The organism is Mesorhizobium sp. M1A.F.Ca.IN.020.04.1.1, assembly GCF_003997315.1.
Classification (GTDB): domain Bacteria; phylum Pseudomonadota; class Alphaproteobacteria; order Rhizobiales; family Rhizobiaceae; genus Mesorhizobium.
The window spans coordinates 18924-32236 of record NZ_RZSN01000019.1 but is presented as its reverse complement, the minus strand read 5'-3'; the positions used below and the strand labels follow the sequence as shown (position 1 = coordinate 32236).

Genomic DNA, 13313 nt, shown 5'->3' with positions numbered 1-13313 from the left:
AACCATGACCACAATTGCCGATGTCGCGCGCTATGCGGGGGTGTCCGTCGCAACGGTCTCGCATGTGATGAACCGCACGCGTCATGTCGAGCCCGAGACGGCCGAGCGCGTGCGCGCGGCGATCACCGCCCTGCGCTACAGCCCGAACTCGCTGGCGCGGAGCCTGAGGCGCGGTGAGACCAAGACCATCGGCCTGCTGCTCCCGGACAATTCCAACCCGTTCTTCGCCAGCGTGGCGCGCCAGATCGAGGATGCCGGCTTCGTGGCCGGCTATACGGTGATCCTGTGCAACTCGGATGGCAGCGCCGAGAAGGAAGAGCGCTATCTGTCGGTGTTGATGGCAAAGCAGATCGACGGGCTGATCTTCGCCGGTTCGTCCGACCATGCGCGGGTGTTCTCGCACCTGTCCGCCGCCCTGCCGGCGGTGCTGCTCGACCGCGAGATCCATTCTGTCCATGTCGATTCCGTGCTGGTCGACCACGATCACGGCGGCTATCTCGCCGGGCGCCATCTGGTCGGGCTCGGCCACAGCAAAATCGGCGTCATCGGCGGTCCGCGCGATTCGAGCTCCAGCCCGGCCCGCCTGCGCGGTTTTACCCGGGCACTCGCGGAGGCAGGTATCGACCTGCCCGCTTCGTCGGTGGTCGATTCCGACTATCATTTCGCCGGCGGACGCCTGGCGATGGAGCGGCTGATGACGCAGGCGCCGGAGATCACGGCGGTGTTCGCCTGCAACGATTTGATGGCCATGGGCGCCATCACCGCGTTGCGCACGCGCGGCTTGCGGGTGCCCGACGACATGTCGCTGATCGGTTTCGACGACATCCCCTATGCGGTCACCACATGGCCGCCGCTGACGACGATCGCGCAGCCGGTCGAAAAGATCGGAACGCGGGCGGTCAGCCTGCTGCTCGAGCGCGTCGGCGAGCCCGAGGCGCCGTCGCGCCGCGAGGTGCTGGCGCCAGTGCTGGTGGAGAGGGAAAGCTGCGCGGCGGTGCAGAAGTAGCGTGTAATCTCCCCCCTTGAGGGGGAGATGTCGCCGAAGGCGACAGAGGGGTCGGTCCGACTGGGCTCGGCCTGCTGCGGCAGATGGAGGTTGGCGCTCCACGCGAGGCGACCCCCTCTGGCCTGCCGGCCATCTCCCCCGCAAGGGGGGAGATCACGCGCTCATTCCCTCACGCGGCAGGTTGCATGGCGGCCCTCAGCAGCATGCCGAATAGGTCGCGCGGCTCGTCGGGGTCGGCGAGCAGGTCGAGCTCCTCGTAGAGGCCGGTCGCCTGGAGCTGGTCGCGGACATAGCGCAGCGCGGAAAAATCCTCCGTTGCAAAGCCGACGGAATCGAACAGCGTGATCTGCTCCTTCGTCTTGCGGCCCTCGGCCTGGCCGGTCATGACCTGCCACAGCTCGGTGACCGGATGATCGGCGTCGAGCTGCTGGATCTCGCCCTCGATGCGCGTCTGCGGCGGAAACTCGACGAAGATGTCGGAGCGCAAAAGGATATCGCGGTGCAGCTCGGTCTTGCCGGGACAGTCGCCGCCGACGGCGTTGATGTGGACTCCGGAACCGACCATGTTGTCGGTGAGGATGGTGGCGTACTGCTTGTCGGCGGTCACCGTGGTGATGATGTCGACGCCTTCCACCGCGTCCTGCCCGGTCGAACAGATGGTGATGTCGAAGCCCTTGCCGGCGAGGTTGCGGGCGCATTTTTCGGAAGCAGAGCGGTCGATGTCGTAGAGCCGCAGCCGGTCGATGCCGAGCAGCGCCTTGAACGCGACGGCCTGGAACTCGGACTGGGCGCCGTTGCCGATGATGGCCATGGCGCGCGACCCTTTCGGTGCCAGATATTTGGCGGCAACCGCCGAGGTCGCGGCGGTGCGCAGCGCCGTCAGGATCGTCATCTCGGTCAAGAGCATCGGATAGCCGGAGCCGACATCGGCGAGCACGCCGAAGGCGGTGACGGTCTGGCGGCCTTCGCGCATGTTCTTCGGGTGGCCGTTGACATATTTGAAGCCGTAGAGGCGGCCGTCGCTGGTCGGCATCAGCTCGATGACGCCGTCATGGCTGTGCGAGGCGACGCGCGGCGTCTTGTCGAACAGCTCCCAGCGGCGGAAATCCTCCTCGATATAGCCGGCAAGCTCGGTGAGGAAGCGCTCGAGGCCGATGGCGAGCACAAGCTTCATCATGCGGTCGACGCTGACGAAGGGGACGATGGCAAGGCGGGACGGCTGGGTCATGATCAGAGGCTTCCGGAATGGCTGCGGGTCGGGCGGTCCATGATGCGGCGGCCCATCAGGCTGGCGGTAAGGTCGACCATCAGGGTCGCGGTACGGCCGCGTTCGTCGAGGAACGGGTTCAGTTCGACCAGGTCGAGGCTGGAGACCAGGCCGCTGTCGGAGAGCATCTCCATCACCAGATGCGCCTCGCGGAAGGTGGCGCCGCCGGGAACCGTGGTGCCGACGGCCGGCGCGATCGAGGGGTCGAGGAAGTCGACGTCGAGGCTGACATGCAGCAGCCCGTTTGCCTCTTCGATCCTGGCCAGGAAAGCGCGCAGCAGCGGGGCGATGCCGTGCTCGTCGATGGCGCGCATGTCGTGCACGGTCACGCCCGCTTCCTTCAGCGCGCGGCGCTCGGCAGAATCGACGCTGCGCAGGCCCATGGTGCAGACGCGGGCCGGGTCGACTGCGGCGGGCAGGTCGGGGAAATAGCCGTTGAAGCCGGGACGGCCGCTGGCATAGGCGAGCGGCACGCCGTGCAGATTGCCGCTGGTGGTGGTGTCGAGCGTGTGGAAATCCGGGTGGGCGTCGAGCCACAGCACGAAGAGCGGCCGGCCGCGGTCGGCGGCGCGGCGCGCCACGCCGGAGACCGTGCCGGCGGAGATCGAGTGGTCGCCGCCGAGGAAGATCGGCATGGCATCCTTCGACGCGGCGTAGGCGGTCTCGGAAATCGCCGCCGTCCAGGCGGAGATTTCGGGCAGCGCCTTCAGGGCGAGATTGCCATGAGCGACAGGGCGCGCCGCCGCCTTCTCAACCGCGCCCCAGTCCTCGACCTCATGGCCAAGCTCCGACAGCACCGCGACAAGACCTGCGGTGCGCAGCGCGCTCGGCCCCATCTCGCATCCCATCCGGCCCGCGCCGTCCTGCACCGGCGCGCCAACGATCCTGCAGCGCATCACTTCTTTCCGCTTTTGCGTTTGATTTGCCGGAGTGAACCACCGCTGCCTGGCGGTTTGAATAGGGTAAATTGGCATTTCGAAAAGGCCGATCTATCATAGTGGGCATATCGGCTGTTCGAAATGGTCAACATGGACGCGCTCGACGAGAGACTGGTGACGCTTCTGAGGCACGATGCGCGGCGCAGCGTCTCCGATCTCGCGCTCGATCTCGGCGTCTCGCGCGCGACGGTCAGGGCGCGGATGGAGCGGCTGGAAAAGTCCGGCGAGATCATCGGCTACACGGTGGTGCTGCGCGCCGACACGGTTGACCAGAGGATACGCGGCGTGATGATGATCGAGATCGAGGGCCATGCCGCGGACCGCGTGATCAGGGCGCTCGGCGGCTTTCCCGAGGTGTCGACCATCCACACCACCAACGGCCGCTGGGACCTGGTGGTCGAACTCGGCACCGCCTCACTCACGGACTTCGACGCCGTGCTGCGTCGCATCCGGCTGATCCCCGGGATCACCGGCAGCGAGACGAGCCTGCTGTTGGCGACGCCGAGGACGACGAGGGCGAGGCTTGGGTAGAGCGGTTCGTTTTATGGAAACGCCGAACCGCTCGACTTCCTTTTTTGCGCAATTCCGGACTGAAGGCTTCGGCGAGGAGGAAGAGCCGTTAGGGACTTTCCTGGAATTGTTCCAGCAAAGGCGCCAAACCGTCAGGAGTGGGCGGCAGGGCGCTTCCTTTCCGTCGCGACGTTCCTCTATTTTGCCCGGCCAGCATGGGCCGAGCCACAGATCGCGGAGAGCAGCGTCATGCTGAAGACAATCGCGGCCGGCGCCGGCCTGGGCCTTGTCGGGTTCCTCATCGCGCTTTTAACGATGGGCGCAGGGCACGGAACGAACGTTCCCGGTTTCGTCGTGGTCCCCTGGATGATGCTGCTGATGATGGCGGGCGCTGGCGCTTTGCCTGGGCTGCTCGCGGCATGCGCCCAATTCACGATCTATATCCTTCTGATCCGCTCCAAGCCGTTGCTGGCGCTGCCGATCGGGATCGTTCACTGCGTCGCCACAGTATGGGGGACGGCGCGCAACGGAATCTTGTTCTGAAGGCTACAAACGCGAAAAAGCCGCGGCGAACCGCGGCTTTTCGTTTGCTTGATTCCCTGAAGGAAACTGGAGCGGGTGAGGCGATTCGAACGCCCGACCCCAACCTTGGCAAGGTTGTGCTCTACCCCTGAGCTACACCCGCTCGCGCGGCCTTGGGCCGCAAGCCGCGCCTATATGGCCGAAGAGCGCGGCGATTGCAACAGGGAAATGACGGTCTTTGGAGCTAGCTCTTCATAAAGCGAGGGGTGCGTTTCGACCAGGCGAATTCGGTTGGCTCAACCGGGCGATCTTGCCCCAAGGGCATCGTTGGCCGTAAACGGCACAAGCTTTCCAGATGATGCGAGGACCGATGCCGAAGACCGAAGCCGAGCTTTACGCATTTCTTGCCGATCTCGGCATTTCCGTCTCTACGGTGCGCCACCCGCCCTTGTTCACGGTCGCCGATTCGCAGGCGCTGCGCGGAGAGATCCCGGGCGGCCACACCAAGAACCTCTTCCTCAAGGACAAGAAGGACAATTACTTTCTCGTCACCGTCGGCGAGGAGGCCGTGGTGGACCTCAAGCAGATCCACCACCTGATCGGCGCCGCCAGCCGCGTCTCCTTCGGCAAGCCGGAAATGCTGATGGAGCTGCTCGGCGTCATTCCCGGCGCGGTTACCATCTTCGGCCTGATCAACGACACGGCCGGGCGGATCAAGGTGGTTCTGGACCAGGAATTGATGAGCCACGAGGTCATCAACGGCCATCCGCTGACCAATGAAGCGACGACGGCCATCGCCGCTGCCGATCTCGTCAAATTCGTCGAGGCAACCGGCCACGATCCTGTTATCTTGAAAGTCTCGGGCTGATCGCCACATGGATGGCGAAACCGAAATCCGACAATAACGCGCCGCACCCCCGAAGCCGGCGACGACGCGACCGAAAGGGCGACGACATGAGTGACAACAATCCGTTCAGCGGCTCATTTGGCGGCAATGCCGGCCAGTACGCCCAATCCGTGCAATATGGCGGGGCGGACCGCGGCAAGGTCTCGCTCGGCGAGGCGCCTGCGGCCACGGATCTCGTCAAGGACACGACGACCGCGACGTTCGCAGCCGACGTCATCCAGGAATCGCGCCGCCAGCCGGTGCTGGTCGACTTCTGGGCGCCCTGGTGCGGCCCGTGCAAGCAGCTGACGCCGCAGCTCGAAAAGGCGGTCAAGGCTGCCGGCGGCAAGGTCAAGCTGGTCAAGATGAACATCGACGACCATCCCTCGGTCGCCGGCCAGCTCGGCATCCAGTCGATTCCCGCGGTCATCGCCTTCAAGGACGGCCAGCCGGTCGACGGCTTCATGGGCGCCATTCCGGAAAGCCAGATCACGCAGTTCATCCAGAAGGTCGGCGGCAAGGGCGGAGGCGGCGCGCCGCAGATCACCGAAGCGCTGGCCGCGGCCGCCGAGGCGCGCGAGGCGGGCGACACCCAGACCGCGGCCGACATCTATGATGCGATCCTCGAGCAGTCGCCCGAAACCATCGAGGCCATCGCCGGGCTCGGCGAGATCCTGTTCGAGGCCGGCGACAGCCAAGGCGCCGAGGCGGTGCTTGCCAGGGCGCCGGAGGACAAGAAGGACGCGCCGGCGTTTGCCGCGCTGCGCGCCAAGATGACGCTCGCGGCGGAAGCCGCCGCGCTCGGCAATCCGGCCGAGTTCGAACGCCGGCTCGCCGCCAATCCGAACGATCACCAGGCGCGGTTCGACCTGGCGATGGTGCAGAATGCGCGCGGCGAGCGGATGCAGGCCGCCGACAACCTGCTGGCGATCGTCAGGGCCGACCGGACGTGGAACGACGATGGCGCGCGTGCGCAGCTCTTGAAGTTCTTCGAGGCATGGGGGATGACCGACGAGGCGACGCTGTCGGCGCGGCGCAAGCTGTCGTCGCTGTTGTTCTCCTGAGCTTTTTGCCGGCTTTGCTGCTGGCCCCTTTTGCCAGGAGGTCTTGCGCAAGGCGCCAACTGCGCCAGATAGGCGGCAGCGGCTTGCCCCTGCCGGTTGAGGGTTTAAACAGGCTGGGTTGCGTAAGAGGAGATCGCAGATTGATACGCTGCCCGGCGACGCTTTCGAGAGTTGAAGCGCAGGCGGAGGGTTGAGGTGCAGGTCGGAAACGCCCGCTACCGGCTCGCGAGGGATCTGCCGTCGAGGATCCCGGTGTTTCCGCTCGCCGGGGCGCTGCTGCTGCCCGGCGGCCGCATGCCGCTCAACATTTTCGAGCCGCGCTACCTGGAGATGATCGATGAGGCGATGGCCGGGCCGCGGTTGATCGGCATGATCCAGCCCAGCCTCGACGGCGCGTTGCGCCACGACGGCGAGCCCGAGCTTTGCAGCGTCGGCTGTGCCGGGCGCATCATCTCGCTTGCCGAGACCGGCGACGGGCGCTACTTGATCTCGCTGCAAGGCGTCTGCCGCTTCCGCGTCACGGATGAGCTGGCGGTCAAGACGCCGTTCCGGCAATGCCGGATGGCACCCTTCCTCGCCGATCTCGAGGAGGATCCGGCCGGTGCCGAGGTCGACCGCCCTGCCCTGCTCAAGGCGTTCCGCGCCTATCTGCAGGCCAACGACCTCGAGGCCGACTGGGAAAGCGTGAGCCGCGCGGAGAACGCCATGCTGGTCAACGCGCTGTCGATGATGGCGCCCTATGGGCCGGCCGAGAAGCAGGCCCTGCTCGAGGCGGCGGACCTGAAGACGCGCGCCGAGACGCTGATCGCCATCACCGAAATTACGCTGGCGCGCGAGGATGAGGATTTTGGCTCGAGCCTGCAGTAAGCGCAATGATTCAGGTGAAATCGGCCTGACCTGAATCTCAACACTTAGGCCGGCGGCAGTTGGACAATGGAAAAGCGAGATGGCGGACGGACGTGACGGGCGCAAAGCCACGGTCGACCCGAAATTGCTGGAACTGCTCGCCTGCCCGCTGACCAAAGGACCGTTGACCTGGGACGCCGAGCGCAGCGAACTGATCTCGCGCGTGGCGAAGCTTGCCTATCCGGTGCGTGACGGCATCCCGATCATGCTGCCTTCGGAAGCGCGCACGATCTCGGCCGAAGACGCGCTCAAGCCGCCGCCGCGGCTCGGCGGTCCGTCGTGAATCGCGCCGGCGGGCCGGTTGCCGCTACTGGAAATTGCGCCCCTTGGGCATGACCCGTTGCGCCGCGCCCGACAGGGCGTCGACATCCTGCCGCTCCACCGGCAGGCTGCGGTTCGCGGAGCGCTCCGGTCCATTCGATGACCCGGCGGGCTGATGCTCGATGGTGGGCGGCTCCTGCAGGAGGACGCTCAGCCAGGGCGTCAAATCCTCGATCCTGTCGGCGACGATGTGGATGACATCCGATTCCTGCTGCAGCTTGCCGGTGACGCGGATGAAGCGTGCGCCCATCACGATAGAGCGGAAGCGGTCGAAGACGCGCGGCCAGATGATGACATTGGCGATCGCCTTTTCGTCCTCCAGCGTTAGGAAGATCGCATTGCCCTTGCCGGGGCGCTGGCGCACCAGCACCAGGCCGGCGACGGTGACGCGGCGGCCGTCGCGCACCGACGGCAGGCGGACATTAGGGGTGATGCCGGCGCGGTCAAGCCGCTCGCGCAGGAAGGCGACGGGATGTTCCTTCAGCGACAGGCCGAGCGAGCGATAGTCGTGGACGACATGCTCGCCGAGCGGCATTTTCGGCAGCTTCGTCTCGGGCTCCAGCTCGCGCAGGCGGAGCGTGGGCTGGTCGAACAGCGGCAGTTTCTCGGCTGCGCTCCTGCCGTCCAGCGCGCGCACCTCCCAGAGCGCCGCGCGGCGGTCGAGGCCGAGCGAGCGGAAGGCGTCTGCCTGGGCCAGCCTTTCGATCTCGCCAACATCGAGGCCCGAACGCAGCCAGACATCCCTGACCGATCGATAGCCGTCGCCGCGCCGGGCGACGGCGGCCTCCATCCCTTCCTCCGAAAGCCCCTTGATCTGACGGAAGCCAAGCCGCACCGCATGAGCCGTCTCGATGACGCCGCGCATCGAGGCATGGCGTTCGAGGATGCGCGAAGGATCGAAACCGGCCTCCTCCAGCCTGCAATCCCAGACGGAATGGTTGATATCGACCTCGCGCACCTCCACGCCATGGTCGCGCGCGTCGCGAACCAGCTGGGCGGGCTGATAGAACCCCATCGGCTGCGAGTTCAAAATCGCGGCGCAGAAGACGTCGGGATAGAAGGTCTTGAACCAGCAGGAGGCATAGACCAGCAGCGCGAAGGAGGCGGCATGGCTTTCCGGAAAGCCATATTCGCCAAAGCCTTCGATCTGCTTGAAGCAACGTTCGGCGAATTCCTTTTGGTAGCCCTTGTCGACCATGCCGTCGATCATGCGCTGGCGGTAGTTGCCGATCGTGCCGGTGCGCTTGAAGGTGGCCATGGCGCGCCGCAGCTCATCGGCCTCGCCCGGCTGGAAGCCGCCGGCAACGATGGCGATCTTCATCGCCTGCTCCTGGAACAGCGGCACGCCCAGCGTCTTGCCGAGAATCTCCTTCAATTCCGGCTTCGGGTATTCGGCTTTCTCTTTGCCCTGCCGTCTACGCAGATAGGGGTGCACCATGTCGCCCTGGATCGGGCCGGGCCGCACGATAGCCACCTCGATGACGAGATCGTAGAATTCACGCGGTTTAAGCCGCGGCAGCATCGACATCTGGGCGCGTGACTCGATCTGGAAGACGCCCAGCGTGTCGGCCCGGCAGATCATGTCGTAGACGCGAGGGTTCTCCGGTGGCAGCGAGCTCAACTGATGCGGCCGGCCGTATTTGTCACGCGCCTGCGGATAATGATGCGTGAGCAAGGTCAGGGCTCGCTTCAGGCAGGTCAGCATGCCGAGCGCCAGCACATCCACCTTGAGGATCTTCACCGCGTCGAGATCGTCCTTGTCCCACTCGACCATCTTGCGCTCTTCCATCGCCGTCTTGACGATGGGCACGACCTCGTCGAGCCGGTCGCGGGTGATGACGAAGCCGCCGACATGCTGGGAGAGATGGCGGGGGAAGCCGATGATCTCGTTGGCGCGTTCCAGCACCTGCCGCGACAGCGGATCGGCGCGGTCGAGGCCGCCGGCATTGGCTTCCCTTTCGCCGAGCTCCGAGGTCGACCAGCCCCAGATGGTGCTCGACAGGGCGCTCCGGACGTCTTCGGACAAGCCCATGGCCTTCGCCACCTCGCGCAGGGCGGAGCGGCCGCGATAGCTGATGACGGCGGCGGCCAGCGCCGTGCGCTTGGCGCTGTATTTCTCGTAAATATAAGCGATGACCTCGTCGCGCCGTTCATGCTCGAAGTCGACGTCGATGTCGGGAGGCTCGTTACGTTTCTCGGAGATGAAGCGCTCGAAGAGGGCATCGATCCGGTCAGGGCCGATCTCGGTGATGCCGATGCAGAAGCAAATGACCGAATTGGCGGCCGAGCCGCGCCCCTGGCAAAGGATGCCCTTGCTGCGGGCGAATTTCACGATGTCATAGACGGTCAGGAAATAGCGCGCATAGTTCAGCCGCTCGATCAAAGCGAGCTCGCTGCCGATGCGCCGCAGCACTTCTTCCGGGATTCCGGCCGGATAGCGCACGGCCGCTCCTTCCCGCGCCAGGCGTTCGAGCTCGGCCTGCGGTCCGAGCCCGGATTCCGTCGGCTCGTCCGGATAATTGTATTCGAGGTCGCTGAGCGAGAAGGTGAGCTCGTCGGCGAAGCGCAGCGTCTCCGCCAGCGCTTCAGGGTGTCGGCGGAAAAGCCGCGCCATCTCCAGCGGCGTCTTCAGATGACGCTCGGCATTTGCCGTCAGCTCCAGCCCGACCTCGGAAACCGGCGTGTTGAGGCGGATCGCGGTCAGCACGTCCTGCAGCGGGCGGCGGTCGGCGGCATGATAGAGCACGTCGTTGGTCGCCATCAGCGGGATGTGCAGATGTTGGGCCATCGCCGCCGCCTGCTCGATACGGAAGCGGTCGTTGCCGCCGTAATCAGGCGCCACGGCAAGCCGAAGCGCGGCGCCGAAACGATCCTTAAGCCGGCTAATGAGCGTCAGATTGTCTTCCGCGCCTCCCGACAGGTTGGGCAGGATCGCCAGCGACATCAGATCGCCCCATTCGAGAAGGTCGTTGAGTTCGAGCAGCGTCGCGCCCTTCTCGTTCTCGTCGCGCAGATTGGCCTGCGTCAGCATGCGGCAGAGATGTCCCCAGCCCTTGCGGTCGCGGGGGTAAGCCAGAATGTCCGGCGTGCCGTCGCAAAAAACCAGGCGGCAACCGGGATGATAGGGCAGCTTCTCGACCCTGGCCTGCTGCCAGGCCCGCACGACGCCGGCGACCGTGTTGCGGTCGGCAAGGCCGATCGAGGAAAAGCCGTGGAATTTCGCCGTGACCACCAGCTCCTCGGGCTTGGAGGCGCCGCGCAGGAAGGAAAAGTTCGACTGGATGCCGAACTCGGCATAGGGGATGGCGGTCAGCGCGTTCATGCGAAGACGCCGTGCATGAACCAGCGCGGCGCGGCATGCGAGGCGCTGCTGTAGAGGCCCTGGCGGTAGAGCCAGTAGCGGCGCCCTTCGCTGTCCTCGATGCGGTAATAGTCGCGCGTCGGCGCCTCTTCCTCACCGGGCAGCTGCCGCCACCATTCGGCGGCGATGCGCTCCGGCCCTTCGGCGCGGGCGACGCGATAAAGCGCGCGCCGCCAGCGGAAATTCATCGGCGGGCCCTCGGGGATCTCGGTCGCCGGCACCTCGATCGGCTCGGGCGAGCGGAACAGCCGTACCGGCCGCTCCGGCGGGAAGATGGTCATCGGCGGTGCTGTCCGGTCGGGCTTCGGCGGCCTGCGCCTTTGCGGCGCCTCCGCGAAAGGAACCGTGGTAACGGCGCGCTCCGGCAGGTGGCTATCGACGACGACCGGCTTCAGCACGGCGGCTTCGCCGAGACGGGCACGCACGCGGTCGGCGAATAAAGCGATGTCGGCGTCATCGTCGCTTGTCTCGCCGGCAAGGTCGCCCTGCAGCATGTCGAAGGCGGCGACCGAAAGCACCGACAGCCGCACGAGGTCGAAGCCGAAGCCGGCATCGATGGTCTGTTCCAGCGCGGTCAGCCGTTCGTGAAACAGCTTTCGGATCAGCTGCGGCTCGCGCATGGGCCGCGAGGTGCCGACCGCGATGCGGCTGACGGCGCCGTCGACGCGGAAGAGGAGAAGGGCGAGCGCCCGCGCGCCTTCGCCGCGGCGCTCGAGGTCGGCCTTCAAGGCAACGGCAAGCCGGCTCACCAGCCGCTCGATGTCGTCGGTGAGCACGATCGGCTCGGCAAGATGGCGCTCGACCGAGAGCGGCGCCACGGGAAGGCGCGGCGACACCGCCTCGTCGAGCCGGCCGAGCGCCTGGTCGAGGCGCAGAAGCAAGGTGGCGCCGAAGCGGCGGGCGAGCGGCGCGCGGGGTGCGGCCATCACCGCCCCCGCCGTGCGCAGGCCGACGCTTTCCAGGCTGGCGCGGGTTTCCGGCGCGATGCGCAGCGCCGAAAGCGGCAGGGGCGAAAGCAGCGCCGCCTCCTCGCCGCCGGCAACGATGCGGTCGCCGTGGAAGCGCGCCGCCGCCCAGGCGGCGCCCGGCGTCGAGGCGAGGCCGGCGCGAACATCGAAACCCTGCTGGAAGAAACGGGTGAGGATCTCGTCCTGCATGGCCCGCTCGCCACCAAACAGGTGCGTGCAGCCGGTGACGTCGAGAAACAGCCCGTCCTCGCCGTCGATCGCCACCAGCGGCGTGTAGCGGTCGCACCAGTCGGCGAGGCCTTCGAGCAGGCGGCGGTCGGCCTCCGGGTCGGCCTCCACCACATCGATCGACGGATGCATGGCGCGCGCGTCGGCAATGCCCATGCCGCGCTTCAGCTTCAGCGCCTCAGCCCGCTCGTCGAGGGCTGCGATGCGCTGGGCGTTGCTGTCGCGATGGCTGATCACAAGCGGTGGGCAAGATGGGGGCAGGTGATGCGAGGGCCGGGAACGCCAGGACCGCCCCAGACGCTGGCGCAGGATCCGCTCCGCGCAAAGATAGGGGAACCACAGCGACAGAATTCGCTGCCCGCTCTTCCTCGGGCCTTCTTTCGGCAAAAGCGTGCTCATCGGGGTTCCACTCCAGTGTGAATTGTCCGGGCAGGGCCGTGCGGCTCTTGCCGATATCGACGGTGAAGGCGGGGCGGCCGATCGAGCCGGCCAGCGCGCCGGCGAGCGTTTCGCGGCTCGCCGCGGGCGCTGCCGAAACAATGAGGCGCACGGGCGCCGCGGTGGGCTCGGCCTGGCCGGCCTGACGCAGCAAAAACACCGGCCGGCCGGCGCTCTGGGCGCGGGCGTGCAGCCGCCGCGTCGCGGTAAGGTCGAGAAGCCGCGGGCTGCCGCGGATCTCGAGGAGGACGGCGGCGAAGGCCGTCATGCGGGCGGCCTCCTCGGCGATCCACAGCGCGTCGACCAGTTTCGGCGCTTCGGAAAACAGCAATTGTTCGGGCTCGATGCCGAAGAAGGCGTGGAGGCCCCTGGCATAGGGAAAGCCGGCCTCGCGGAAAATCTCCGCCGTTCCGATCCAGAGGACCGGCAGGCCCTGCTTCTGTTTGAGGATCAGGCTGGCGAGCGACAGCGCAAAGCCGGCCACGGCGCCGGCATCGCGGGTCTCCAACCCATGGATTTCACTGAGCGCCGCCTTGGGCACGCCGCCGCCGAGGGCAGTGTCGAGGCGTTCTATGCCGGTATGCAGGAAGGCATCCGGCGAGGCCACAGCGAGGCCGCGCCGGACGATGGTGATTTCGGGGGTGACATCCGATCCCGCGGCATCGCCAGCTATTTGTTTTTTTGCAAGTCCGGACGGAAAACCGCTTCGCACTGTTCCTGGAATCGCTTTTGGCGCGCCGGAAGCCGGCGCTTCCAGGCGCTCGGGCAGCGTTCCCTCGATCTTCGCGATCTGGCGGCGCAGGGCAAAAACAGTTTCCCGCGCCACGACGCTTATCGCCATGACGTTCACTTCCGGCAGTAGTTGTTCCTGTTATGTTCTTATAGATTCCAGAGGGGC

Annotated in this window: 12 protein-coding genes and 1 tRNA gene; 7 read left to right on the top strand and 6 right to left on the bottom strand. The window is 66.3% G+C overall.

Translation table 11 applies throughout. The annotated features are described in order from the left end of the window. Positions 1 to 4: 4 nt before the first annotated feature. Entirely contained in the window at positions 5 to 1006 is a 1002-nt protein-coding gene (locus tag EOA49_RS06835; RefSeq protein ID WP_127239944.1) for a substrate-binding domain-containing protein, read from the top strand. 169 nt (positions 1007 to 1175) lie between these two features. Here the strand turns inward: EOA49_RS06835 and EOA49_RS06830 are convergent, their stop codons facing one another. Continuing rightward, on the bottom strand, positions 1176 to 2234 hold the full coding sequence (locus EOA49_RS06830; RefSeq protein WP_067323575.1) for an ornithine cyclodeaminase: 1059 nt from the start codon (positions 2232 to 2234) through the stop codon (positions 1176 to 1178). Positions 2235 to 2236: 2 nt separating this feature from the next. Continuing rightward, on the bottom strand, positions 2237 to 3169 hold the full coding sequence (gene rocF, locus EOA49_RS06825) for an arginase (protein WP_127243100.1): 933 nt from the start codon (positions 3167 to 3169) through the stop codon (positions 2237 to 2239). A 132-nt stretch (positions 3170 to 3301) separates the two neighbouring features. Here rocF and EOA49_RS06820 point away from each other — a divergent pair, with 132 nt between their 5' ends. Then, positions 3302 to 3742, top strand: a complete 441-nt coding sequence (locus EOA49_RS06820; RefSeq protein WP_095799946.1) for an Lrp/AsnC family transcriptional regulator — start codon at positions 3302 to 3304, stop codon at positions 3740 to 3742. 228 nt (positions 3743 to 3970) lie between these two features. Beyond that, complete coding sequence (locus tag EOA49_RS06815; RefSeq protein ID WP_127241448.1) at positions 3971 to 4264, top strand: hypothetical protein; 294 nt, start codon at positions 3971 to 3973, stop codon at positions 4262 to 4264. A 67-nt stretch (positions 4265 to 4331) separates the two neighbouring features. Here the strand turns inward: EOA49_RS06815 and EOA49_RS06810 are convergent. Continuing rightward, positions 4332 to 4406, bottom strand: a tRNA-Gly gene (locus EOA49_RS06810). 207 nt (positions 4407 to 4613) lie between these two features. Between EOA49_RS06810 and EOA49_RS06805 the strand changes: the two genes are divergently transcribed. From EOA49_RS06805 to EOA49_RS06790, 4 genes are all read left to right on the top strand, one after another. Next, positions 4614 to 5111, top strand: a complete 498-nt coding sequence (locus EOA49_RS06805) for a prolyl-tRNA synthetase associated domain-containing protein (protein WP_066991899.1) — start codon at positions 4614 to 4616, stop codon at positions 5109 to 5111. A gap of 86 nt (positions 5112 to 5197) precedes the next feature. Continuing rightward, complete coding sequence (trxA, locus tag EOA49_RS06800) at positions 5198 to 6193, top strand: thioredoxin (RefSeq protein ID WP_067323585.1); 996 nt, start codon at positions 5198 to 5200, stop codon at positions 6191 to 6193. A 195-nt stretch (positions 6194 to 6388) separates the two neighbouring features. Then, entirely contained in the window at positions 6389 to 7060 is a 672-nt protein-coding gene (locus tag EOA49_RS06795) for an LON peptidase substrate-binding domain-containing protein (protein WP_067323587.1), read from the top strand. Between the two features lie 79 nt (positions 7061 to 7139). Next, complete coding sequence (locus EOA49_RS06790; protein WP_067323589.1) at positions 7140 to 7382, top strand: Trm112 family protein; 243 nt, start codon at positions 7140 to 7142, stop codon at positions 7380 to 7382. 24 nt (positions 7383 to 7406) lie between these two features. Here EOA49_RS06790 and EOA49_RS06785 read toward each other — a convergent pair whose 3' ends face one another. Genes EOA49_RS06785 through EOA49_RS33360 form a run of 3 tightly spaced genes read right to left on the bottom strand, consistent with a single transcriptional unit; the run spans position 7407 to position 13256 of the window. Continuing rightward, complete coding sequence (locus tag EOA49_RS06785; protein WP_127241449.1) at positions 7407 to 10742, bottom strand: error-prone DNA polymerase; 3336 nt, start codon at positions 10740 to 10742, stop codon at positions 7407 to 7409. After that, positions 10739 to 12214 (bottom strand): DUF6504 family protein, encoded by a 1476-nt coding sequence (locus EOA49_RS06780; RefSeq protein WP_095827394.1) that lies wholly within the window; start codon positions 12212 to 12214, stop codon positions 10739 to 10741. The genes EOA49_RS06785 and EOA49_RS06780 overlap by 4 nt, the downstream gene beginning before the upstream one ends. Next, complete coding sequence (locus tag EOA49_RS33360; RefSeq protein ID WP_127243099.1) at positions 12156 to 13256, bottom strand: hypothetical protein; 1101 nt, start codon at positions 13254 to 13256, stop codon at positions 12156 to 12158. Before EOA49_RS33360 ends, EOA49_RS06780 begins: the two co-directional genes overlap by 59 nt. Positions 13257 to 13313 lie beyond the last annotated feature (57 nt).

Excerpts from the sequence above, each read along its gene's own strand:
- EOA49_RS06835 (WP_127239944.1), top strand. The coding sequence starts at position 5 with ATGACCACAATTGCCGATGTCGCGCGCTATGCGGGGGTGTCCGTCGCA.
- EOA49_RS33360 (WP_127243099.1), bottom strand. The coding sequence starts at position 13,256 with ATGGCGATAAGCGTCGTGGCGCGGGAAACTGTTTTTGCCCTGCGCCGC.
- EOA49_RS06805 (WP_066991899.1), top strand. The coding sequence starts at position 4,614 with ATGCCGAAGACCGAAGCCGAGCTTTACGCATTTCTTGCCGATCTCGGC.
- trxA (WP_067323585.1), top strand. The coding sequence starts at position 5,198 with ATGAGTGACAACAATCCGTTCAGCGGCTCATTTGGCGGCAATGCCGGC.
- EOA49_RS06830 (WP_067323575.1), bottom strand. The coding sequence starts at position 2,234 with ATGACCCAGCCGTCCCGCCTTGCCATCGTCCCCTTCGTCAGCGTCGAC.
- EOA49_RS06785 (WP_127241449.1), bottom strand. The coding sequence starts at position 10,742 with ATGAACGCGCTGACCGCCATCCCCTATGCCGAGTTCGGCATCCAGTCG.
- EOA49_RS06790 (WP_067323589.1), top strand. The coding sequence starts at position 7,140 with ATGGCGGACGGACGTGACGGGCGCAAAGCCACGGTCGACCCGAAATTG.
- rocF (WP_127243100.1), bottom strand. The coding sequence starts at position 3,169 with ATGCGCTGCAGGATCGTTGGCGCGCCGGTGCAGGACGGCGCGGGCCGG.
- EOA49_RS06820 (WP_095799946.1), top strand. The coding sequence starts at position 3,302 with ATGGACGCGCTCGACGAGAGACTGGTGACGCTTCTGAGGCACGATGCG.
- EOA49_RS06815 (WP_127241448.1), top strand. The coding sequence starts at position 3,971 with ATGCTGAAGACAATCGCGGCCGGCGCCGGCCTGGGCCTTGTCGGGTTC.